Source organism: Arachnia propionica, assembly GCF_003932785.1.
Classification (GTDB): Bacteria; Actinomycetota; Actinomycetes; order Propionibacteriales; family Propionibacteriaceae; genus Arachnia; species Arachnia propionica_B.
Genome location: NZ_RQYT01000049.1, coordinates 1 through 21,233 on the forward strand (window position 1 = coordinate 1; position 21,233 = coordinate 21,233).

At 68.7% G+C, this 21,233-nt stretch carries 22 protein-coding genes and 1 tRNA gene; 7 read left to right on the forward strand and 16 right to left on the reverse strand.

Annotated elements, in window-relative coordinates; all coding sequences use genetic code 11:
• Positions 1 to 210: 210 nt before the first annotated feature.
• The 3 genes from EII35_RS13815 to EII35_RS13825 all read right to left on the reverse strand — a co-directional run bounded on the left by EII35_RS13815 (position 211) and on the right by EII35_RS13825 (position 2,679).
• Positions 211 to 669 carry a hypothetical protein gene (locus tag EII35_RS13815; RefSeq protein WP_125229051.1) on the reverse strand — a complete coding sequence of 153 codons (459 nt, stop codon included), beginning with the start codon at positions 667 to 669 and terminating at the stop codon, positions 211 to 213.
• A 335-nt stretch (positions 670 to 1,004) separates the two neighbouring features.
• Entirely contained in the window at positions 1,005 to 1,607 is a 603-nt protein-coding gene (locus EII35_RS13820) for a histidine phosphatase family protein (protein WP_185744356.1), read from the reverse strand.
• A gap of 58 nt (positions 1,608 to 1,665) precedes the next feature.
• A complete protein-coding gene (locus EII35_RS13825; protein WP_125229053.1) occupies positions 1,666 to 2,679 on the reverse strand; it encodes an LLM class flavin-dependent oxidoreductase in 1,014 nt (337 codons plus the stop codon).
• 78 nt (positions 2,680 to 2,757) lie between these two features.
• Between EII35_RS13825 and EII35_RS13830 the strand changes: the two genes are divergently transcribed.
• From EII35_RS13830 to EII35_RS13845, 4 genes are read left to right on the forward strand one after another with little or no spacing between them, the layout of a single operon-like run.
• Positions 2,758 to 3,804, forward strand: a complete 1,047-nt coding sequence (locus tag EII35_RS13830) for a lipoyl protein ligase domain-containing protein (protein WP_125229054.1) — start codon at positions 2,758 to 2,760, stop codon at positions 3,802 to 3,804.
• Between the two features lie 33 nt (positions 3,805 to 3,837).
• On the forward strand, positions 3,838 to 4,146 hold the full coding sequence (locus EII35_RS13835; protein WP_125229055.1) for a helix-turn-helix domain-containing protein: 309 nt from the start codon (positions 3,838 to 3,840) through the stop codon (positions 4,144 to 4,146).
• 58 nt (positions 4,147 to 4,204) lie between these two features.
• Positions 4,205 to 5,173 carry an NAD-dependent epimerase/dehydratase family protein gene (locus EII35_RS13840; RefSeq protein WP_125229056.1) on the forward strand — a complete coding sequence of 323 codons (969 nt, stop codon included), beginning with the start codon at positions 4,205 to 4,207 and terminating at the stop codon, positions 5,171 to 5,173.
• Between the two features lie 48 nt (positions 5,174 to 5,221).
• Entirely contained in the window at positions 5,222 to 6,496 is a 1,275-nt protein-coding gene (locus EII35_RS13845) for an MFS transporter (RefSeq protein ID WP_125229057.1), read from the forward strand.
• 7 nt (positions 6,497 to 6,503) lie between these two features.
• Here the strand turns inward: EII35_RS13845 and EII35_RS13850 are convergent, their stop codons facing one another.
• From EII35_RS13850 to EII35_RS13865, 5 genes are all read right to left on the reverse strand, one after another.
• Positions 6,504 to 7,664 (reverse strand): ArsA family ATPase, encoded by a 1,161-nt coding sequence (locus tag EII35_RS13850; protein ID WP_185744357.1) that lies wholly within the window; start codon positions 7,662 to 7,664, stop codon positions 6,504 to 6,506.
• 2 nt (positions 7,665 to 7,666) lie between these two features.
• The gene (locus EII35_RS16020) at positions 7,667 to 7,876 is read right to left on the reverse strand and encodes a hypothetical protein (protein ID WP_185744358.1); all 210 of its coding nucleotides are present in this window, start codon (positions 7,874 to 7,876) and stop codon (positions 7,667 to 7,669) included.
• Entirely contained in the window at positions 7,873 to 9,039 is a 1,167-nt protein-coding gene (locus EII35_RS13855) for an ArsA family ATPase (protein WP_125229059.1), read from the reverse strand. The genes EII35_RS16020 and EII35_RS13855 overlap by 4 nt, the downstream gene beginning before the upstream one ends.
• Positions 9,040 to 9,112: 73 nt before the next feature.
• The gene (locus EII35_RS13860; protein WP_125229060.1) at positions 9,113 to 9,580 is read right to left on the reverse strand and encodes a MarR family winged helix-turn-helix transcriptional regulator; all 468 of its coding nucleotides are present in this window, start codon (positions 9,578 to 9,580) and stop codon (positions 9,113 to 9,115) included.
• A 74-nt stretch (positions 9,581 to 9,654) separates the two neighbouring features.
• Positions 9,655 to 10,590 carry an NAD-dependent epimerase/dehydratase family protein gene (locus EII35_RS13865; RefSeq protein ID WP_125229061.1) on the reverse strand — a complete coding sequence of 312 codons (936 nt, stop codon included), beginning with the start codon at positions 10,588 to 10,590 and terminating at the stop codon, positions 9,655 to 9,657.
• 92 nt (positions 10,591 to 10,682) lie between these two features.
• Between EII35_RS13865 and EII35_RS13870 the strand changes: the two genes are divergently transcribed.
• A complete protein-coding gene (locus EII35_RS13870; protein WP_125229062.1) occupies positions 10,683 to 11,399 on the forward strand; it encodes a TetR/AcrR family transcriptional regulator in 717 nt (238 codons plus the stop codon).
• Here the strand turns inward: EII35_RS13870 and folP are convergent.
• From folP to EII35_RS13910, 8 genes are all read right to left on the reverse strand, one after another.
• The gene (gene folP, locus EII35_RS13875; RefSeq protein WP_221739768.1) at positions 11,387 to 12,232 is read right to left on the reverse strand and encodes a dihydropteroate synthase; all 846 of its coding nucleotides are present in this window, start codon (positions 12,230 to 12,232) and stop codon (positions 11,387 to 11,389) included. The genes EII35_RS13870 and folP overlap by 13 nt on opposite strands.
• 169 nt (positions 12,233 to 12,401) lie before the next feature.
• A complete protein-coding gene (locus tag EII35_RS13880; RefSeq protein WP_125229063.1) occupies positions 12,402 to 12,863 on the reverse strand; it encodes a peptidoglycan-binding protein in 462 nt (153 codons plus the stop codon).
• A 556-nt stretch (positions 12,864 to 13,419) separates the two neighbouring features.
• Entirely contained in the window at positions 13,420 to 14,304 is an 885-nt protein-coding gene (locus EII35_RS13885) for a siderophore-interacting protein (protein WP_125229064.1), read from the reverse strand.
• On the reverse strand, positions 14,304 to 15,119 hold the full coding sequence (locus EII35_RS13890; RefSeq protein WP_125229065.1) for an ABC transporter ATP-binding protein: 816 nt from the start codon (positions 15,117 to 15,119) through the stop codon (positions 14,304 to 14,306). The genes EII35_RS13885 and EII35_RS13890 overlap by 1 nt, the downstream gene beginning before the upstream one ends.
• Before the next feature lie 10 nt (positions 15,120 to 15,129).
• Positions 15,130 to 16,164, reverse strand: a complete 1,035-nt coding sequence (locus EII35_RS13895) for a FecCD family ABC transporter permease (RefSeq protein WP_260465137.1) — start codon at positions 16,162 to 16,164, stop codon at positions 15,130 to 15,132.
• On the reverse strand, positions 16,161 to 17,201 hold the full coding sequence (locus tag EII35_RS13900) for a FecCD family ABC transporter permease (RefSeq protein WP_125229066.1): 1,041 nt from the start codon (positions 17,199 to 17,201) through the stop codon (positions 16,161 to 16,163). The genes EII35_RS13895 and EII35_RS13900 overlap by 4 nt, the downstream gene beginning before the upstream one ends.
• The gene (locus EII35_RS13905; protein WP_125229067.1) at positions 17,198 to 18,268 is read right to left on the reverse strand and encodes an iron-siderophore ABC transporter substrate-binding protein; all 1,071 of its coding nucleotides are present in this window, start codon (positions 18,266 to 18,268) and stop codon (positions 17,198 to 17,200) included. Before EII35_RS13905 ends, EII35_RS13900 begins: the two co-directional genes overlap by 4 nt.
• 51 nt (positions 18,269 to 18,319) lie before the next feature.
• Positions 18,320 to 19,510 carry an MFS transporter gene (locus tag EII35_RS13910; protein ID WP_125229068.1) on the reverse strand — a complete coding sequence of 397 codons (1,191 nt, stop codon included), beginning with the start codon at positions 19,508 to 19,510 and terminating at the stop codon, positions 18,320 to 18,322.
• 193 nt (positions 19,511 to 19,703) lie between these two features.
• Here EII35_RS13910 and EII35_RS13915 point away from each other — a divergent pair, with 193 nt between their 5' ends.
• Positions 19,704 to 20,975 carry a thymidine phosphorylase gene (locus tag EII35_RS13915; RefSeq protein ID WP_125229069.1) on the forward strand — a complete coding sequence of 424 codons (1,272 nt, stop codon included), beginning with the start codon at positions 19,704 to 19,706 and terminating at the stop codon, positions 20,973 to 20,975.
• 77 nt (positions 20,976 to 21,052) lie between these two features.
• Positions 21,053 to 21,129: transfer RNA gene (locus tag EII35_RS13920), tRNA-Pro, on the forward strand.
• Positions 21,130 to 21,233: the final 104 nt, after the last annotated feature.

The following is a 21,233-nucleotide window of genomic DNA, read 5'->3' on the forward strand; positions in this document are numbered from 1 at the left end:
CTGCAGGCGGGAGCCTGTGGGAGACTAGGACGCTGCCGGACTTATTTATTCGTCCCCCCAAACGTTGTTTGGGGGGACGAATGTTTTTGTGGGGGTGTTATGGGTTGTTGGGGTTTCCGGACCGATAAACCCCTAAAATGACATAAGGCGAGACCCGGGGGCAGGAGGGAGAGGCCTGGGAGCCGGTGCGGGGTGTGCTGGTCGGCCCGGCTACTCCATCGGGCAGGGGCCGGTGTCGGTGGTGTCGAAGTCGGAGATCTTCCAGGCCCCCTCGACCTGCTTCGTCGTGATCCTCCACTCCGTGAAGTAGTTCCGGTCCTTCGGGAGGACCGACTCGTGGGACGCCTCCTTGACCATGTCCATTGCCGAGGCGTCGGTGCAGACGGTGACGGTCACCTCGCTGGGTGAGACCGTCACCGAATTGGTCACGATGGAGACGTAGTCCCCAACCTGCACCAGGCCCTCCGCGCGGTCCTGCTCCAGGACAGCGACATCCTCCTGGGCGTCCGGACCTGCCACGAGCTCCTTGAGAGGCTTCACGTCCAGCAGTGGGTCCTTCCTGATGGCGTTCCTCGAGCTGAAGTACTCGTTGACGACGTCCTCGGCAGCCTGCTGCTCGGGAGTTCTGGTGCGGGGTGGCAGTGGGCTCGGGCTGGCCCAAGTGGTCATCGTGGTCGGTATCTCAGTCACTGATTCCGTGGGCTCTTCCGTTCGGCCCCCTGACGGAGCACAGGCTGCCAAGCCTGCAGCCAGAATCACCACCAGCCGCTTCATGACCACCCCTTCGTGACGGGCTCCAACACTCAGAGACCACCCCAACACGAAACCAGCGGCGACACCAGCCTTGCAGCCGAACGGCCGACGCCCGAAAGCCAAGAAAGTGGTGTTTAGCGGGTGGGCGGAGGCCCTCCGCCTGGCTCATCCAGGTCCTGGCATGGTCGGCTGGACCCTCTCGTCACCTCGGCTCACGGCGGCCGATCCGGGGCACCCAGCCTTCCACGCCGTCAAGCGGGAAGATTGTGGGAGACCAGGCGAACACGACGTTTCGAGTGGCTCACCACCGCGTAGTGGCAGTTCTTGAGGGTGCCGATCGTCATCGCGAACTCGTCGGGCATCCCCAGCAGTCGCGCCACTCCCACGCGGATCGCCAGTCCGTGAGCCACGACCAGAACCCGCTGGTTCTTGTTCGCCCTGATGATGTCCGCCAGGGCAGCGGTGACGCGGTCCGCCAGCTCGGCAGCCGTCTCACCGGTGGGGGAGCGACGGAAGTCGGCCCCGCTGCGTCGCAGCTCGATGAGTTCAGGGAACTCCACCGCGACCTCCTCCACCGTACGGCCCTGCCAGGTGCCGCAGTGGATCTCGCGGAGTCTGTCGTCGGTGTGGAGGGGGAGCCCCGACGCGGCGGCGACGGCCTCGGCGGTCTGCCGCGCCCGCTGCAGGTCGGAGCAGTACAGCGCATCCGCTGCCAGGGCTGCCAGACCCGGCGCAGCATCGCGCGCCTGGGCGAGCCCCAGCTCCCCCAAGGGTTCGTCCAGGTGGCCCTGGAACATGCCTTGGACGTTGAGTGCTGTCTTCGCGTGCCGGACGAGGATCAGTTCTGTGGCCATGCCCCATGGTAGAACGCCGACCGCAGGGCACATCGTTCCAGCTCCGGGAGGGTATCGACTACCTCCAGCCGAGCTCCTCCGCGACGACGATGAGGTTCTCCAACCAGTGGGTGTTGTAGTCCACCCCGAGGTGGGACGGCATCGTGAACAGCACCAGGTCGGCCTCGGTCACCCCCTCATCGGCCTGCAGGGCAGCCACCACTTCCTCGACGCTGCCCGCGATCGTGGGACCGCTCCGCGCGATGGAGCCGTCGTGGTGGGCCACTGAATCCGACTCGGCGACGCGGGTGCCGAAGTAACGGCGATCTGCGTCGCTGGTGATCGGGAACACGGGACGCGTGACAGCGGTCATCCCGGGGCCGGCGTGCCCACCGTCCCGGTAGGCGACCCGGTAGTCCCGGACCTGGTCGGCCTGCTGCACGTGGAACGGCCGCCCGTCGTCGGCCAGCATGACCGTGGAACTGAGCAGGTTCATCCCCTGGGCCGCCACGATGAGTCCGGTGGCGTGGGTGGCCGCACCCCACCAGATGCGGTCCCGCAGGCCCGGGCTGAGCGGGCGGATCGGCAGGTCAGGTCCCTTCCCCAGTTCCCGGGCGCGGGAGGAGTGGGCGATCGGATGACCCTCGATGGCGTGGAGGAATCTCTCGATCTTTCGCCGGGAGTTCTCGGCCCAGGTCTCACCGTCCGGGAGGTGGATGTCGAACTGTTCCTGGCCGTCCACCGCGAGTTCCGGGCTGCCACGGCTCACCCCGAGCTCCAGCCTGCCATGGGAGAGCAGGTCGGTGGCGGCGGCCTCCTCCGCCATGTGCAGTGGGTTCTCATAACGGAGATCCACCACGCCGGTGCCGACGTGGATGCGGGAGGTGGCGGCGGCCATCGCGGTCAGCAGTGGGAACGGGGAGGTCATGGACTCCTCGAAGTGGTGCACCCGCACCCAGGCGCCGTCCAGGCCCAGCTCGTCGGCGACCCGCGCCAGGGCCACGTGGTCATGAAGTGCTTGTCCCGCCGTCGGCACCTTGGCTCCCGCGACGTCGCGGTAGTGCCCGAAGGACAGGAAACCAATCTTCTTCATGTTTCAATCAACCTCGGTGGGGTGATTTCTATTCCGGGCAGTTCGTCCCGCCCGAGGGGTGACTCTAGACTCATCGTCATGCGTGGTGAGTACAAGGTGCCCGGCGGCAAGCTCGTCGCCATCGATGTCGAGACCGACGGTGGGATCATCACCCGGGCCGCCGTGTCCGGCGACTTCTTCCTCGAACCCGACGACGCGTTGGAGGAGATCAACCAGGCCCTCGTCGGCCTGCCGTCGACCTCGTCCGTGGCGGACATCGTCAGGGCCATCTCCATGCGGCTGGCGCCGGAGGTGCAGTTCATCGGGTTCACGCCGGAGGCGGTCGGAATCGCGGTGAGGCGAGCGCTCGGGCACGCGATCGACTGGTCGGACCTGACCTTTGACGTCATCGGTCCGGTGTCGATGGATCCGCGGATGCACGTCGCGCTCGACGAGGTGATCGTCGGGGAGTTGGCGCGGGGTGAGGTGAACCCGAGCCTCCGGATCTGGGAGTGGGATCAGCCGCTGGTGGTGATCGGCTCCTTCCAGTCCTATCGCAACGAGATCGACGACGAGGGGCGCGAGCGGCACGGCATCAACGTGGTGCGTCGCATCACCGGTGGCGGCGCGATGTTCATGGAGCCGGGCAACTGCGTCACGTACTCCCTGGTGGTCCCGGCGTCCTTGGTGGAGGGGCTGAGCTTTGAGCGCAGCTACGAGTTCCTCGACCAGTGGGTGATGGGGGCGCTCGCCGAGTTGGGGGTCAACGCCCGCTACGTCCCCCTCAATGACATCGCCTCCGACAAGGGCAAGATCGCGGGGGCCGCGCAGCGTCGCCTCTCCGGGGTGGTGCTGCACCACGTCACGATGGCCTACGACATCGACGCCGACAAGATGCTGGAGGTGCTCCGGATCGGGCGGGAGAAGCTGTCCGACAAGGGCACCAAGTCGGCGAACAAGCGCGTCGATCCGTTGCGGTCGCAGACGCAGCTGCCGCGGGAGCGGATCATCGAGAGCTTCCTGGCCCACTTCGAGGGCCGCTACGCCACCCGCAGCCGTGACTACACCGACGAGGAACTCGCCGCCGCCCGGGAGCTGGTGGAGACGAAGTTCTCCTCTGAGGAGTGGACCAAACGGATTCCGTGACCCCCGCGCCCGAGTCCTTCGTAGGATTGGCACATGGGTGATGTTCCTCGACTGCTCCGTGCCTTGGATAGCCGACGTGGGCTCCTGTGGCGGGAGTCCGTGGGGCATGTCCTGCGCCAGGAACGGGTTGGCCGAGGGGAACGCCTGACCGATGTGGCGGGGCGTGCCGGGGTGTCCGCGCAGTACCTGTCCGAGATCGAGCGTGGGTTGAAGGACCCGTCGTCCGAGATGCTCCACGCGATTGCGGGTGCCCTGGAGGTCGAGGTGCCCGACCTGGCCCGCAGGGCGGCGGACACCATGGAGGCGACCGTGACCGTTGGCATCGTGGCGATTGCCGCGTGACGCTGCTCAGAGCAGATCCGGCCGCGGGGCAGCGACGCGACGTGAGACGGTGACGTCCATGAAGGTTCTTCTGCTCGGCGGTACGGCATTCCTGGGCCGTGAGATCGCCCGTCAACTCACCAACCGTGACCACACGGTGACGTGTCTCGCACGCGGTTCCGGACCGGCGCCCGCAGGCGCCACCCTCATCCAGGCTGATCGGGACGATCCCGATGCGCTGTCTCCCGTCGCGGACGAGGGCTGGGATGTCGTCATCGATCTGACATCCCAGCCAGTGCACGCCGCCCGCGCCGCTCGTCAGCTCTCGGCCCGACACCGGGTCCTCATCTCGTCCGCCAGCGTCTATGAGGACTTCTCCACGCCCGAGCAGCCAGTCACGGCTCGAACCGTCGATCCCCTCGACGGGGAGCAGATGCGGGACATGAGTCAGTACGGCCCCGCCAAGGTTGCCTGCGAGAGGTCCTATGAGGAACTGGATCAGCCCGTCACGATCATCCGGCCGGGGCTGATCGGTGGATTCGGGGACTGGACCGGGCGCTCCGGCTACTACCCCTGGCGATGCGCCCACCCCACGGGCCCGGATGTCCTCGTGCCGGATGCTTCCCAGCCAACGGCGCTCCTCGACGTCCGGGACCTGGCCGCGTGGATCGTGTGCTGCGTCGAGGAGTCCATCACGGGAACCCACAACGCCGCAGGGCCGTCGACGACGTTGGCGGAGATCTATCGGCTCAGCCTGGAGCTGACGGGAACCGAGGCGTCGATCAGGGTCGTCGACGACGAGAGGCTTCTCGCCGAAGGGATCGCACCCTGGAGCGGACCCAGATCGCTGCCGTTGTGGATCCCCGCCCCGAAGTTGCGGTTCGTTGCGACGCTGGACTGTGCTCCTGCCCGCGCCCTCGGGTTACGGCCCCGGCCACTTGCTGAGACCCTGGCAGCCGCGTTGCGTTACGAGACCCAACGCGAGGTGCCCCGGTCATCGGGCCTGACCGACGCCGAGGAGCAGGCCCTGCGCACGGCGCTCCTCTGAGCCCACGTCTGCCCTGTTCGGGTCACGGCTGGGTCATAGACTGTCCCGGTGACACGACGGGGGAGGCTCGGGAAGGTGCTGGCGGACACCCGTCCGCTGCGCAACCCTGACTTCCGTCGCCTCTGGGTGGCGAGCATCATCACCGTCGTCGGCGCGCAGCTGACCGCCGTCACGGTTCCCGCCCAGATCTACGCGATCACCGGGTCGTCGGGGATGGTCGGGCTGACGGGGCTGTTCGGGCTGGTGCCGCTCGTGGTCTTCGGGCTGTGGGGTGGGGCTCTGGCGGATCACGTGGACCGTCGCCGCCTCATGCAGATCACGACGTCGGGCCTCATCGTCACCTCCATCCTGTTCTGGGTCCAGGCAGCCCTGCAGCTCAACCAGGTGTGGTTGCTGCTGGGGCTGTTCTCGGTGCAGCAGGCGTTCTTCGCCGTCAACTCGCCGGTGCGCAACGCCATCACGCCGAAACTGATCCCGAAGGACCAGCTCGCCGCGGCCAGCTCCCTCAACATGATGGTCTTCGGCGGCGGCGCGATCGTCGGCCCGCTGCTGGGCGGGGCACTCATCCCGATCCTCGGCTACGCGTGGCTGTACCTCATCGACGCCGTCACCATGTGTTTCACCTGGTACGCGGTGTGGCGGCTGCCCCCGCTGCCCGTCGAGGGGTCGACGGGGACGCCCGGCCTGCGTTCGGTCGTCGACGGCCTGCGCTACCTGGGCGGGCATCCCGTGCTCATGATGAGCTTCGTCGTGGACCTCGTCGCGATGGTCTTCGGACTGCCGCGGGCGGTGTTCCCGGAGGTCGCGCACATCACCTTCCGCGGCCCCGAGGACGGTGGGATCGAGCTGGCGCTGCTGTTCGCCGCGATGCCAGCCGGTGTCCTCATCGGCGGTCTGTTCGGCGGCTGGGTGTCGCGGGTGCGACGGCACGGGCTGGCGGTGCTGTTCGCCGTCGCCGTGTGGGGGCTGGCGATGGGCGGTCTGGGACTCGCGGTCGGGCTGGCCCCTCTCGCGCTGCGGCCGATGCTGGTGGTGTGCCTGGTCATGCTGATGGTGGGTGGCGTCGCGGACATCGTCTCGACGGCGTTCCGGCAGGCGATCCTCCTCGGCGCGGCCAAGGACGACGTCCGTGGCCGGCTCCAAGGGGTGTTCATCGTCGTCGTGGCGGGAGGTCCGAGGGTCGCCGACATCTTCCACGGCGGCGCGGCGGAGCTGTTCGGCCTCGGCTGGACCATCGGCGGTGGCGGCCTCCTCGTGCTGCTCGGTGTGGTCATCTGCGCGGTGCTCGCGCCCGGATTTCGTCGCTACGACGCCAACGCCTGAACCGGCGTCACACCATCGTGAGGATCAGCTCACCGTCGCGGAAACGGGCCCGCGACACCTGACGGCCGGCCACCGCCTGCGGCAGGGCGATGCGGCGACGTTCATTGCGGTGCGCGACCAACAGGTCCGTGCCGTCCTGTCGCAGGTCGAGGTCCGTCGCGTCCGCGTGGGGCAGCACGAGGCGCAGCTCCAGGTCGTCGCCGGCCGTCGTGACGCGCATGTGCTCCCCGCGGGAGTGGACGGCGGCGGCATCGATCCCGTCGTACATGAGCGAGCCCAGGTCGCGCAGGGCGGAGAGCCCGTAGATCTCGCCGCCCTGGAGCGGCAGCCGGAGGATCGGCAGGGTTGGGAAGCTCTCCTCCACCCGCTGAATCCCGGCCGCCTGCGCCGTCTCCCAGGGGGCGAAGTATCCACTCAGGGCCTCGACCGGATGAATGCGGTTGAGGATCACCCCGTCGACGATGAAGCCGTACATCGTCAGCCATGTGTATGCGCGGCGGGTCTCATCGACGACGACGTGCTCGGGCGTGGTGACCAGCCGCAGGGTGGTGGTGTCGCCGTCGTGGAGGAGTTCCCCGAGCCGCTTCAGACGGTCCAACAGGGTGAGGAGGTCGTCGAAGAGCTGATCCTGCGGCATGGGGATGCGGGTCAGTTTCTCGAAGGGGCCGCCGAGTATCCGCACCAGCGCCCGCTTCGTCGGCAGGGCGATGCGGAACATCTGATCGAGCCGCTCGGGGTATTTCAACAGCGACATGGTCTCGCCGGTTGGCGCGCAGTCCACCACCAGCACGTCGTGGTTCCCGGAGGAGGCGTGGTCGAGGATTCTCAGCAGGCTGAAGAGCTCACCGAGGCCGGGCAGCAGCAGGGCCTCCTCGGTCGCCAACGACACCTCCCCGCCGCGGGTGAGGAGCCTCCCGAGATAGGTGCGCAGGTGCGCCCACGCCTTGTCGTTCTCCGCCATGGCATCGACCTCCATCGCGTCCAGGCCCGGCGCGACGGGGGTCGGTTCGTTCGTCAAGGACATGCTGAGCGCATCCCCGAGGGAATGCGCCGGGTCGGTGCTCATCACCAGGACCCGATGCCCCTCGTCGGCGAGGTGCAGCGCCGTGGCGACCGCGACGGTGGTTTTCCCCACCCCGCCCTTTCCGGTGTGGATGATGACGCGCATGGTCACTCCTCGATGGTGATGCGACGGGATCCCGACGCGGATTCGGAGGCGGGTGGGGTGGCCGTTCCCCCGAGGGACTCGACGATCAACGCCCGGCATTCGCGTTCGATCGTGCGGAGTCGCTTTCCGGGGGCGGCGGGAAGGAGGCTGAGGAATGCCTCGCGAAGGTGGTGCCGGGCACGGTTGAGATGACTCGCCGTCGTTCGGTTCATGATGGGTTCTCCTCGGTGGGGCGGAAGTGGACGGTCAGGACGTCGTCGCGGAGATCGGCCCCGAGGACGTCGTGGTTGCGGAGGGTCACGGGGAGGGGGATGTTGCGCTGCACGTTGTCGATCCGCAGGGCCAGGTCGGAGGCCGTCAGCCTGAGGTCGACGCTGGTGGCGGTGGCGCCGGGGAGTGGCAACTGGAGGTCGTAGCCGCCGTCGACGCGGATGTAGCGTTCGTGGGCGAGGTCGGTTCTGACGCTGAAGGCGTCGGGGCCGATGGCGAGGTCAGCGAGGCGGGCGACGTCGTCGAGGCCGACCAGGTCGCGCTCGAAGCGGGTGACCCGGGTGATGGGGAGGTGACCGAACGCCTCCTCGATCTCGACGAGATGCTGCCGCTGGTGTTCCACCCAGGTGTTGAAGAACGCGTTGACCTCTGCAGGCGGGTACAGGCCGTTCACGAAGACGTGGTCGACGCTGTAGCCGAACAGGTTGAGCAGCAGGTAGCTGCGCCGGGTCTCCTCGATGACCATCCGTTCTGCCAGGGTGACCAGCCGCACCGACGTGATGTCCGGGTCCTTGAGGAGGGTCTGCATGTGGTGGAGCCGTTGGTGGAGGCGCTCCACGTCCCCCATGGCGCGGGAGTCCGGTAGTTCGATGTGCCACATCCCCCTGGCGACCGGACGCAGGACGCGCAGTGCCAGCTTCTCCAGGGGGAAGACCCGCTCCATCCACCACGTGAGGAGTTCGGGGAACTGGAGCAGCGACAGGGTTTCGCCGGTGGGGGCGAGGTCGAGGATGATGCGGTCGTGACGGCCGCTCTCGGCGAGTTGGTGCACCCGGAGCAGGAAGAACAGCGGCTCGAATCCGGGCAGGTCAAGGACCTGTTCGTCGTCGGGTTGTGTGATGAGTTGGGTCAGTGCCCTGCTCATGTCGGCGAACTCCTCCTCGGCGACCCGCCCCGCATCAACCTCGATGATCTCCAGGTTCGCAGCGATGGCTGTGGGGGTGGGCGCGGGTGGGCACCCGAACAGGTCGGAGAGATTGTGGGCCGCATCCATGCTGGCCAACAGGGTGCGGTGTCCTTGTCGGGCGGAGGCGACGGCGTGGGCCGCGGCCAGTGAGGTCTTGCCGACGCCTCCCTTGCCCGTCAGCAGGATCATGCGCTCCATGACAACTCCTTCGGTTCATGAATTGTTCGTATCTCGAAGTTTTGGATGTGGTGATGGGCGTGACGTCGGCCCGTCACTCGATGGGGATGCGTCTGACGCTGCGCGTCGGGGGTGGGCTGGCCTGTTCCTCCAGCAGGCCGGGGATGCGGTTGATGACCCGCAGCACCACCTCGATCTCCTCAGGAGTCAATTCGTCGAAGAGGCGCCCGATGAGACTGACGCTGTCCTTGATCCCCTGGAGGATCAGGCGGCGCCCCTCGTCGGTGAGTGAGATGAGGACGAGGCGCTTGTCGTCGGGGCTGTGCTGGCGTTCGACCAGGCCCCGTTGCTGCAGGCGGGCGACGACCCCCGTCGCGGTGTTGAGTGGCGTGTCGAGCCAGGTGGCCAGGTCACTCATGCGGGATTCCCGGGTCCGATGCAGGTGCAGCAGGGTGAGGGCCTCGTTCTGGCTGAGGTCCTCGGCCAGGCCACGCCAGGCAGCCGAGGGCAGGAGGGAACGGAAGCGGTCCACGTAGTCGAGGAGCATGGCCTCGAGGTTCATGTGCCCTCCCACCCTGGATGCTTCGAGCGTCGAAGTATTTTCAACGATAGCAGATGGCCCCTCCGGAGCGGGGGTCACCGCGGGGAGTTCTCCCCGAGCTCCTCGATGACGGCGCGGAGGGTGGTCTCCATCGGGGTGTGGGTCTCGGCCAGGAGGTCGCGGGTGTCCTGATCCTCCATCACGTAGGGCTCGGTCAGTTGCGGCAGGAGGGAGCGCAGCGCCCGCATCATCGGGGAGAACCAGCTCATGGCGGTGAGCAGCGCCGGAGGAAGGGGACGCAGCCGGGGCGCGTGGTCGATCCCGGCGAGTCGCAGGAAGTGGGTTGCCACCTCGCGACGGCTCACGGCGGGGGCGCTCGGGACGTGCCAGGCGCGGCCTGCCATCGTCGGATCGGTCGCGGCCCGCGCCAGGAGACGTCCGAAGTCCGCCACCGCGGTCCAGGTGTGGATTGCGTCCGGATCGCCCAGGATCCAGGCCGGGCGACCAGCGAGCAGCGGCTCGAAGAAGCGCCTGCTGAGATGGCTCATGCTGCCCGAGTCGGGGCCGTAGTAGTCGGATCCCCTGACCTCCACGCCGCGGATCCGGCCGGCGTCGTGGGCCGCGAACAGGCGCTGCGACGCCACGGCGCGGGCCTCGCCGAGGGCCGTCGGGGGCTCCAGGGGGTCGGTGGCGCGCATGGGCATCCGTCGGGAGTAGGCGTACAGGTTTCCCGCCACCACGAGGGTCGCGTCGCGTTGCTCGGTGGCCCGGATGAGGTGGTCGATGGCAGGTGGCCAGCACGACAGCCAACTCTTGGCGCTGTAAGCGAAGTTGCAGCACGCGACAATCGCCTCCGCTCGGGGCAGCTCGCCCAGGCCTTCTCCTGTCACGACATCCACCCGGGTGCTTCTTGCGTCGGGGAGGGAGGTGCCGGAGCGGGTGGCGACGGTGACGTCGTGGCCCTGGGAGACGAGATCGCGGGTGGTGGCGCGACCCAGGGGGCCGGATCCGACGACGATGACATGGGACATGGGGCTCCTTCCGAGTTTCGTGAACGGTGTTCACGCAGCTAGTGTATACACCGTTCACGGTTTTCGGGCAGGGTGCGTGAGAGACTGGCTCCATGACCAGCCGAGCCGAAGCGCGCGAGGACTTCCGTCGTCGGCTCCTGGCAGCCGCCCACCACAGACTCGCCACCGACGGGGCCGCCGGGCTCGCGATGCGGGTGTTGGCCCGGGACCTGGCCGTGACCCCCGGGGCGCTGTACCGCTACGTCAGAAGCCGCGACGAGTTGCTCACGCTCCTGGTGACGGAGGCGTACACCTCACTGGGCGACGCCGTCGCGGGGGCGGAGGCCGACGTGCCGGGTGAGGACGTCGAGGCGCGATGGGTCGCGGCCTGGCTGGCCGCCCGGACATGGGCGCGCGCCCACCCGCACGAGTACGCCCTCATCTACGGCACCCCCGTCGCCGGGTACCGGGCCCCGGAGGACACCATCGGGCCGGGAACGCGGCTCAACCTCATACTCGCCCGGATCGCCGCCGACCTCCCCGCGGGCGAGGAGAGGCGTCGGGAGGCCCCACTGACCGACGAACTCGCCGCCGACGTGCAGCGCATCCGCGCCTGGTTGACCGAGCAATCCGTGGCGGTTCCACACGTGCCGGACGAGGCCATCCTCGCGGTGGCGGGAGGGCTGAGCACCCTCGTCGGGGCGATCGGGCTGGAACTCTTCGGGCACTTCAAGGGCGCCTTCGAGGATGCCCGCGCCTTCCTGGAGGATGCCGCCCGCCGCAGCTTCGCCGACATCAGGCGGGCGATGGGTCGCGGTCACATGTTGTGACGGAGGTGGGCGGGTTCGCGCCAGCCGAGGAGGGCCTCCATCATGCGCGCCAGGTCGACGTGCGAGGCGACGTCGTGCACCCGCAGGATGCGTGCCCCGCGCTCGATGCACCAGGCTGCCGCCGCCAGCGAGCCCGCCAGGCGCTGCGGCTTGGGGCGGTCGAGGGACTCCCCGATGAAGTCCTTGTTCGAGCAGGCCGCCAGGACCGGCAGCCCCAGCGTCGCGAACTCGGCGAACCCGCCCAGCAGCTGGAGGGTGTGTCGGGTGTTCTTGTTCAGGTCGGGGCCGGGGTCGACGACGAGCTGCCCCCGACGCACCCCGGCCGCCTCCGCCCGGGCCACCCGATCCGCCAGGAAGTCGCGGACCTCGGCCACGACGTCGTCGTAGTGGGGGCGGGGCAGATGGGTGCGCGGCGCGGCGAGGGAGTGGGTGACCACGAGTCCGGCGCCGGTCCGGGCCGCGAGCGGCGCCAGCTCGGGGTCGGCCAGTCCCGAGGTGTCGTTGATGATCGCGGCCCCTGCCGCGATGGCGGCCGCCGCGACCCCGGAGCGGAAGGTGTCGACGCTGAGCAGCACGTCGCTGTGGGCCGAAACGGCCTCGACGAAGGGCACGACGACGTCGATCTCCTCCGCCTCCGACACCTCCCGCGCATCCGGCGAGAACGGCACGCCGCCGATGTCGACGATCTCCGCCCCCGCCTCGGCGGCCGCCAGGGCCGCTTCGACCGCCGGGGCCAACTCGAAGGTCGCCCCGGCGTCGAAGAACGAGTCGCGGGTGCGGTTGACGATGGCCATCACGACGACGTGCCGGTCCAGCGAGAGACGATCGATCACGTCCCCATTCAACCATCCCCTGTACGCGCAGTTCTGCGCCCGTGAAGGCGTTGGTTGCCGGGGCGGCCACAATGGATTGGCCCATCCGCGCTTTCTCTCGGGGGCTTGGGGGCCTTTGATCAGCGATGGCACTCTGTCGGAAGTGCTTCTTTCAGGGGTAGGATTTGGGTCAGAACCAGCCTTGATTGAGTCGCCACTGCAAGGCCTTCACTGTTTTGTCGATGACCTCGGAGTGGGTGACCGTTTGGAGGGAAAGGTGAGAGTTGAGCGCACTGACTGTATTGGGGCCGAAATAGCCATCGGGAGTGGCGCCGATCCGACGCTGCATGGCGGCGATCACGGATGAGCCGTCGCCATCGTCCCACTCCCAGCCGGAGACCAGTCGCCAATAGCGACTTCGCCAAACTCTCAACTGTCCGGAGACAATCCCGTCCTGGTGGGTTCCCAGCACCCTTTGGAGGGCACGTGTGGTTTCCATGCCCCACCAGCCGTCCACCTCAACGGCCGATGCCTCGGGGGTGGCGGCCGGGTGGGCCCAGGCCATGACTCCCAGGACGCCTGCGGCCGGTAGCCCGATGGCTGCGTGGGAGAGAATGCTGCGCCTGCTGAAACGCGGTGAATTGTTCTGCATTGTTTCTGCACCTTCCTGACATCGTTGGTGTGAGTACAGCTGTGTGCATCGATGCAGGCTCACCTTAACCCGACGATGGGTCATCCACGACGTAACTTCCGTTCAGTGAGGTGTGGAGCCCTGATGGTGGACCGGAGGTAATGGGACCGCTCTCTTGAGGCTGGTTCCCGGTGGACGAGGTAGTGGGAGGGTGGTGGAACTCTCTCGGTCCTGGAGGCCCCGATGTGGCCTCCAGGAACCATGCGTCGGTCGAACGGATGACGGGCGAAGTGCGGTGGGAGCGCTTTCGTGTCTTCCCGGTTTGATCCGGGTGGCGTGTGGGGGGTGAAAGGGTGTGGAGTTCGTAACAGACGGGGCGGTTTCGCCTGTCCTGGGTTGGGTTCGCCTGCCATTTTCACGGCTCGCCTGTCTTGTTTGGCAGGCGAATTGAAAGAAGGCAGGCTTTTCCGATCCAAGGCAGGCGAAACCGGGGGTGGGGCGTCGCTGGGTTCCGGGAGTTCTGGGGAGGCGGGGGATCTTGGGGAAGCGGAGGGCTGGGGAAGCTGGGCTCGGGTGATCACTCCATCGCTCGGCCGCGTTTCCAGTAGCCCATGAAGGCGACCCGGGAACGCTCGATGCCGTGCTCCCGCACCAGGGCGCGACGCAACCTCGCGACCACTCCCGCCTCGCCCGCGATCCACCAGTACGTGCCCGATCGGGGGGCCGCCTCGGCGAGTTCCTCGCCCAGCCCCGAGTAGGTGGGTGTCTCCCAGATGTCGTCCGGATCCGGTCCGGCCTCCCCGGCGGCAGCCGCCCCCGGAACCAACGCGAGCAACGACGGGATGAGCCGCACCCCGTGCTCGCCACCCTCACGGGGCAGCCACTCCACGGACATGCCCTCTGGAGCCTCGATCGGAAGCTGGTCCGCAGCCGAGTCGACCTCGATCAGGGCCGCGCCTCGTGCATCCGCGGGCAGATCCTCCAGGATCCGGGCGATGGCCGGGGCGGCTGTCTCGTCCCCGGCCAGCACCACCCGCTCCGCCCCGCCCGGCGCGAACTCCACCCCGAGCCGCGGCGCGTCCCGGTGCGGTCCCGCCAGGGTCACCTCATCCCCGACCCTCGCCGCCCGCGCCCACCTCGTCGCCGGTCCCGACCCCTCCGGGGACTCGTGGAGGGCGAAGTCGATGACGACGCGCGTCGCCTCGGCCGACTGCTCCATCGCCCGGATGGAGTAGGTCCGCATCGCACCCCGCTCCTCGACGGGGACCCGCTGCCACGCGTCGAACCAGTCCGACCCCTCAGGCCGGAACGGCCCGCTGGCCCCCGGCAGCACGACCTTGATCCGTTGGTCGAACACCGGCCCCGGGCCCCCGAACGTCGGATCGGTGGTGAAGGTGATCCGCTGGAACCCCGGGGAGACCCGCTGCGTGGCGGTCACCGTCGCCACCGTCACCGCCATCATCACGCCACCTCCGACAGCTTCACGTGGTGCCTGCCCTTCGGCATCACCATCGGCGCGCCCGAAACCGGATCCGCCATCACCACCGAGTCGATCCCGAACACCTGCTTGACGATCTCCTCCGTCACGACCTCCTCCGGCCGCCCCGACGCGGTGATCGCGCCGTCCCGCATCGCCACCAACCGGTGCGAGTACCGGGCCGCCAGCCCGAGATCGTGCAGGACCATGACGACGGTGGTGCCCTTGCGCTCGTTGAGATCCGTCACCAGATCGAGGATCTCCAGCTGATTCGCCACATCGAGGAAGGTGGTGGGCTCATCCAGCAGCAGGATGTCGGTCTCCTGGGCCAGCGCCATCGCGATCCACACCCGCTGCCGCTGTCCGCCGGACAGCTCGTCGACGGGACGTTCCGCCAGGTCGACGATGTGCGTGGCCTCCAGGGCCTCCGCGACGACCTCGTGGTCGCGGGCACTCCAGCGCCCCAGCAACCCCTGGTGGGGATGCCTGCCCCGTCCCACGAGATCCGCCACGACGATCCCCTCGGGTGCCGTCGGCGACTGCGGAAGCAGCCCGAGGATTCGCGCGACCTCCTTCGTCGGTTGCGAGGACAGCGCCTTCCCGTCGAGGATCACCTGTCCGGAGCGGGGCGGCAGCAGCCGGGCCATCGCCCGGAGCAGCGTCGACTTGCCGCAGCCATTCGCGCCGACGATGGAGGTGATCTGGCCCGGCGAGACCTCCAGGTTGAGCCCCTCGACGATGAGACGGTCACCGTAGCCGAGCGAGAGCCCGGAGGCGGAGAGGGAACGTTCCCTGGTCATGACGACTCCTTCAGCGAGGACGACCCCCGCCCGAGCGGACGAGGAGGTGGATGAGGAATGGCGCACCGAGCGCCCCCGTGATGACACCCACGGGGTACCGGGCACCCAGCAGGTACTGCCCGGCCAGGTCGGAGGCCAGCACGATGACGGCTCCCACCAGCGAGGCGGGCAGGAGCAGCGACGGGGCGGAGGGGGACAGCCGCATCGCGATCGGTCCGGCCATGAACGCGACGAAGGCGATGGGCCCGCACGAGGCCGTCGCGACGGCGACGAGGGCGACCGCGGCGACGATCGTGCCGATTCGCAACGCGCCGACACGCACCCCCAGCGCGGTGGCGGTCTCGTCGCCGAACCTCAGCGTCGCGAGCTGCGACGATCCCGTCCACATCACCGGCAGCACGAGGACGCACACGAGGGCGAGCGGCGCGACCTGCTCCCACGTCGCGCCGTTGAGGGAACCCGTCAACCATCGTGATGCGGTGCCGAGATCCCACTGGTTGGCCTTGGAGAGCACCCAGCTCACCACCGAGCCGAGCATCGACGAGACCCCGATGCCGATGAGGATGAGCCGGGTCCCCGCGAATCCGCCGCGGAAACTGAGCAGGTAGATGGCGACGGCGGTGCCGAGCGCCGCGACGAGGGCGAGCGCGGAGACCTGCGGCTGGGACCAACCCAGCAGGACGATCCCGAACACCCCGGCCGCGCTCGCGCCCGCCGAGATGCCGATGATGTCGGGGGAGGCCAGCTGGTTGCGCAGCAGGGTCTGGAACGACACCCCGGCCGCCCCGTAGGCCAGCCCCGCCAGTAGCCCGAGCGTGGCCCGCGGCAGCCGCAGCTCGCCGACGGAGAAGCTGGCCCCCGGCACCGTCTCGCCGAGGATGACCCGTAGCACCTCGTCGGGGGTGTGGAAGGTCTCGCCGATCATGAGGGAGGCCGCCCACAGGGAGCAGGTCATCACCGCCAGAGTCGTCACGACGTTGACGTGTCCGTGGGTGCGGTGGCGACGGGCGGCCTGCAGCTCCTGGGGGGTGAGGGTCGCGGTCACAGCTCACGCACCTTCTGGCGTCGCACGATGTGGATGAAGAACGGAGCCCCGATCAGGGGGGTGATGATGCCGACCTCCACCTCCGACGGGTGCGCCACGACCCGGCCGAGGGTGTCGGCGGCGACGAGGAGCCCGCCTCCGACCAGGGCGGAGAAGGGGAGCAGCCACCGGTGATCCGGCCCCACGAGGAGCCGAACGAAGTGCGGGACGACCAGGCCGACGAATCCGATGGGGCCGCACGCGGCCGTCGCGATGCCGCACAGGATGACCGCCCCGAGGGAGGCGACGAGCCGGGTGCGCAGGACGTTCTCGCCGAGCCCCGTTGCGACGTCGTCGCCGAGGGCCAGGGAGTTCAGGCCCCGCGCCATGGCGAAACAGATGATCAGGCCGAGCACCAGGAACGGTGCGACGAGAGCCAGCCGATCCCAGGTCCCACCACCGAGCCCGCCGATCTGCCAGAACCGGAAGGAGTCCAGCACCCGCAGCCGGGGTAGCAGGACGGCGCTGACCAGTGACGACGCCGCCGCGGATGTGGCTGCTCCCGCCAGGGCCAGCTTGAGGGGGGTGGCGCCGCCCCGGCCCAGCGAGCCCACCGCATAGACGAAGACCGCCGCCAGTGCGGAGCCGATCACCGCGAGGAACAGTGTCGCGTAGGGGTGTGACACGTTGAGGAACACCATCCCGAGTGCCACCGCGAGGGAGGCCCCTGAGAGGACCCCGAAGATACCGGGATCGGCCAGGGGATTGCGGGTGACCGCCTGCATCGTGCCGCCGGCGACCGCCAGCGCCGCTCCCGCCAGCAATCCCAGCAGGGTGCGGGGCAGTCGGGTCGCCGCGGCCGCCTGGTCGGTGGTCTCGACGACGCCGCGCAGGGCGTCGATGGCGTTGGCGAGGGAGGTGGCGCGCACCCCGAGCATCAACGACGCCACCCCGAGCACCGCGATCACCGCCAGGGTGATGAGGAGCCAGATCAGACGACGCCCCGTCGGGACACGGATCGCTGCCGCGCCCGACGGGGCCGAGGTGACCTGGGTCACTTGAGGCCTTCGGCCAACTTCGTCAGGTACTCGTCGATGGTCGCTGGGATGGACAACGGCGACGGGTTCGCCGACGCGCCCAAGGACCCGTTGCCGAGGAAGACGAGTCGGTTCTCGGCGACCGCCTTGATCCGGCTGACCAGCGGGTGCGCCTGCATTGCGGCGACCAGCGGAGCGTTGTCCTCGGTGCCGTACATGATGAAGAAGTCCACGTCGTCGAACAGCTCCGGCTTCTCCGTGGAGACCTCCACGTGGAAGGTCTCGGAGGCGCTCGACTGGTCCTTGATGACGGTGGGAGTCTCCAGGCCGACGTCGAGGAGGAACTTCGCGCGCGGATCATGGGCGGTGTACAGCCCGACCTTCGACAGGTCGTCGGCGCTGAAGAAGGCCCAGGCGGCCTTCTTGCCCGCCAGATCGGGGTGCTTCTCGGCGGCATCCTTCACCGTCGAGGCGAGATCGGCGATGAGTTTGTCGCCCTCCTGGGCCATGCCCATGGCCTGGGAGTTGAGCTGGATCATCTCGTCCATCGTCGTTCCCCACGCGATCTTCGGGAAGGCGATGACGGGGGCGATCTTGCTGAGGGTCTTGTAGTCCTCCTCCGTGATGCCGGAGTAGGAGGCGAGGATGACGTCCGGCTTGGTGGCGTCGACCTCCTCGAAGGGGATGCCGTCGGTCTCGTCGAACAGTGCGGGGGTCTCGCCGCCGAGCTCGTCGAGCTTCGCCTTCACCCACGGCAGGAAACCGTCGCCGTCCTCGTCGCCCCAGGTGGCCTTGGACATGCCGACCGGCACGATGCCGAGGGCCAGGGGGACCTCGTGATTGGCCCACGCCACCGTCGCGATGCGCTTCGGCTGCTCCTTGATCACCGTCTCGCCGAAGGCGTGCTTGACGGTGACGGGGAAGCTGCCGGTCGACGACGCGTCGGATGCGGATCCGGTCGGGGAGGAGGCGCCGCCGGAGGGGGACCCTGCGGGGGTGGCGGAGTTCGAGGAGTTGGAGGAGCAGGCGGTGACCCCAGCCGTGGCGGCGAGGGCGAAGAGCGCTCCGAGGGTCCTTCTGGAAAGCACGTGGGCTCCATTCATCGGGGACAGGAACCACAATCGTAAGGGAAGTCTTACCTAATTCCGAACCGGCTTCAGGGATGGGCTGAGGATCAGGATCAGCAGCGCGAACGCCGGGATCACCCACAGGGCCACGCGCAACTCCGTGTGATGGGACAGCGCCCCGATCAACGGCGGACCCGTGAGGAATCCCAGCCGCATCATCGACGTGACCACCATGAGCCCGTTGCCGTGACGCATCCCCGGCAGCTCGTCGGCGGCGTGCATCGACGACGGGATGATCGTCGCCATGCCCCACCCGATGCAGGCGAACCCGACGATGGTCGTCGCCGGGCTCGGCCAGACGAGCGCCGCGCTCATGCCGAGACCCGCGATGACCGCGCCCTGCACCGTCGCCGTGAGCGGGCCGATCCGCTTGACGAGGGCGTCGCCGGTGAAGCGGCCGATGAGCTGCAGGCCCTGCAGCGCGACGAAGGCCATCCCGGTGAGGAACGGGATCACGTCGAACTGCCGCTCCAGGTAGATCGCGCCCCACGTGCCGCCGGTGTCCTCCAGCAGACCGGCGGTCGCGCCCAGGATGCCGAGCGCGACGAGGCGCAGCAGCAGGGCCGGTCGGATCCGTCGCCCCGTCCCCTTCGACGCGGCGTGCGCCTGGACGTCGTGGTCGAGGCCCGGCAGCAGCAACACCTTCGCCGCCAGCGACATCGCGGAGAAGACGACGGTGGCGGCCAGGCACTGCACCCAGATGGGGATGCCCGCCTGCTTCGCCGCCGAGCCGATGAAGCCGCCGCACACCGCCCCGACGGACCACCAGCCGTGGAAGGCGTTGAGGATGGGGCGTTCGTGGAGTTTCTGGACCCGCAGGCCGTGGGCGTTCATGCCGATGTCGGTGATGGAGTCGAACCCGGCCATGAGGAACACCCCGATGGCGAAGATCCAGGCGTGGGGGGCGTTGCCGATGACGTTGAGCATCGCGATCCCGATGACCTGCGAGACGATCGACACCGTCGCCGAGGAGTAGCGACGGATCAGCGCGGCCGTGACGAGCCCCGCCACCAGACCGCCCGCGGGGCCGATCGCGACGGCGAGGCCCCACCAGCGGTCGTCGAGACCGAGCGAGGACTTGAGCTCCGGGTAGCGCGGCAGGATCGACGACCACGCCACCCCGTTCAGCCAGAACAGCAGCACCACGCCCCAGCGGGCGCGGCGGGCCTCCGTCGAGACCCGGTCGGGGGTTGGCTTCACCACGCCCCGATCCTAGAGGGCGCGCGGATAGGGGCATCCGCTGCGGTCGCCCCGGTGACCCCCTGGCGGCGTTGTCCTCCTTGAACGCACGATCCAGTGCGCTCTTCGTCGTCCGCCTTGCCAGGAGGCCACCGTGACGATCCTCGTCACGATTCCCCTATCCGCGCACCCTCTTGGAGTCTCTAGACTTCCCGTCATGGATGTCATTGAGGTGATCAGGACCAAGCGCGACGGCGGAAGGCTCAGCGACGAGCAGATCGACTGGGTGATCCAGGCCTACACCGACGGCGTCGTCGCCGATGAGCAGATGTCGGCTCTGGCGATGGCGATCCTCCTCAACGGAATGGACCGCGAGGAGATCGGTCGGTGGACTGCTGCGATGATCGCCTCCGGGGAGCGGATGGACTTCTCGTCGCTGGCGAAACCCACCTCCGACAAGCACTCGACGGGGGGAGTCGGGGACAAGATCACGCTGCCGCTGGCGCCGCTCGTCGCGGTGTTCGACGTCGCCGTGCCGCAGCTGTCCGGGCGTGGGCTCGGGCACACCGGCGGCACCCTCGACAAGCTGGAGGCGATCCCCGGTTGGCGGGCGTCGCTCAGCAACGACGAGATGCTGGCTCAGCTCGACCGGGTCGGCGCGGTGGTGTGCGCGGCCGGGTCCGGCCTGGCCCCCGCCGACAAGAAGCTGTACGCGCTGCGGGACACCACCGGCACCGTCGAGGCGATCCCGCTCATCGCGTCGTCGATCATGAGCAAGAAGATCGCGGAGGGGACCGGGGCGCTGGTGCTGGACGTGAAGGTCGGCTCGGGTGCGTTCATGAAGACCAGGGAGCGCGCCGAGGAGCTCGCCCGCACGATGGTGGACCTTGGTACCGACGCGGGGGTCAACACCGTCGCGCTGCTGACGAACATGGACACCCCGCTGGGGTTGACCGCAGGCAACGCGCTGGAGGTGCGGGAGTCCGTTGAGGTGCTCGCCGGTGGCGGGCCGTCGGATGTGGTGGAGCTGACCGTGACGCTGGCCCGCGAGATGCTGGCGGCGGCGGGTCGCGGGGACGTCGATCCGGCCCCGGCGCTGCAGGACGGGCGGGCCATGGACGTGTGGCGTCGCATGATCGCGGCCCAGGGCGGCGACCCGGACGCGCCGCTGCCGGTGGCCGAGCACCAGCACGTCGTCGTCGCGGAGCGCGACGGGTACGTGTCGCGTCTCGATGCGATGGCGGTGGGTGTGGCCGCGTGGCGGCTCGGTGCCGGACGGGCCCGCAAGGAGGACGAGGTTCAGGCGGTCGCGGGGGTGGAGATGCACGCCAAGCCCGGCGACCGGGTGACGAAGGGTGCGCCGTTGTTCACCCTCCACACGGCCACCCCGGAGCGTTTCGACCGCGGCATCGAGGCCCTCGACGGTGCCGTCGACTACGCAGACGCCCCGACGGAAGTCGCGCCGGTGGTCCTGGGACGAATCTCCTGACGGCTTGAGGCCCGTGGGAGCGCGATTTCGCTCCCGCGGGCCTTGTGGTCTAGCATTGTCGCTGGCTCTTTTGCCATCGGGGTGTGGCGCAGCTTGGTAGCGCGCGTCGTTCGGGACGACGAGGCCGCAGGTTCAAATCCTGTCACCCCGACCAGAAGTGACAGCTTAGAGGGTGCGCGGATAGGGGGATCGTGACGAGGATCGTCACGGTGGCCCCTTGGCAAGGCGGACGACGAAGAGCGCACTGGATCGTGCGTT

Bases quoted from the DNA above. Each gene is read 5' to 3' on its own strand.
- EII35_RS13830 (WP_125229054.1), top strand. From the start codon at position 2,758: ATGCGTGGTGAGTACAAGGTGCCCGGCGGCAAGCTCGTCGCCATCGAT.
- EII35_RS13880 (WP_125229063.1), bottom strand. From the start codon at position 12,863: ATGCAGAACAATTCACCGCGTTTCAGCAGGCGCAGCATTCTCTCCCAC.
- EII35_RS13825 (WP_125229053.1), bottom strand. From the start codon at position 2,679: ATGAAGAAGATTGGTTTCCTGTCCTTCGGGCACTACCGCGACGTCGCG.
- EII35_RS13915 (WP_125229069.1), top strand. From the start codon at position 19,704: ATGGATGTCATTGAGGTGATCAGGACCAAGCGCGACGGCGGAAGGCTC.
- EII35_RS13865 (WP_125229061.1), bottom strand. From the start codon at position 10,590: ATGTCCCATGTCATCGTCGTCGGATCCGGCCCCCTGGGTCGCGCCACC.
- EII35_RS13890 (WP_125229065.1), bottom strand. From the start codon at position 15,119: ATGACCAGGGAACGTTCCCTCTCCGCCTCCGGGCTCTCGCTCGGCTAC.
- EII35_RS13835 (WP_125229055.1), top strand. From the start codon at position 3,838: ATGGGTGATGTTCCTCGACTGCTCCGTGCCTTGGATAGCCGACGTGGG.
- EII35_RS16020 (WP_185744358.1), bottom strand. From the start codon at position 7,876: ATGAACCGAACGACGGCGAGTCATCTCAACCGTGCCCGGCACCACCTT.
- EII35_RS13870 (WP_125229062.1), top strand. From the start codon at position 10,683: ATGACCAGCCGAGCCGAAGCGCGCGAGGACTTCCGTCGTCGGCTCCTG.
- EII35_RS13855 (WP_125229059.1), bottom strand. From the start codon at position 9,039: ATGGAGCGCATGATCCTGCTGACGGGCAAGGGAGGCGTCGGCAAGACC.
- EII35_RS13820 (WP_185744356.1), bottom strand. From the start codon at position 1,607: ATGGCCACAGAACTGATCCTCGTCCGGCACGCGAAGACAGCACTCAAC.
- EII35_RS13840 (WP_125229056.1), top strand. From the start codon at position 4,205: ATGAAGGTTCTTCTGCTCGGCGGTACGGCATTCCTGGGCCGTGAGATC.
- EII35_RS13815 (WP_125229051.1), bottom strand. From the start codon at position 669: ATGACCACTTGGGCCAGCCCGAGCCCACTGCCACCCCGCACCAGAACT.
- EII35_RS13860 (WP_125229060.1), bottom strand. From the start codon at position 9,580: ATGAACCTCGAGGCCATGCTCCTCGACTACGTGGACCGCTTCCGTTCC.
- EII35_RS13885 (WP_125229064.1), bottom strand. From the start codon at position 14,304: ATGATGGCGGTGACGGTGGCGACGGTGACCGCCACGCAGCGGGTCTCC.
- EII35_RS13850 (WP_185744357.1), bottom strand. From the start codon at position 7,664: ATGCGCGTCATCATCCACACCGGAAAGGGCGGGGTGGGGAAAACCACC.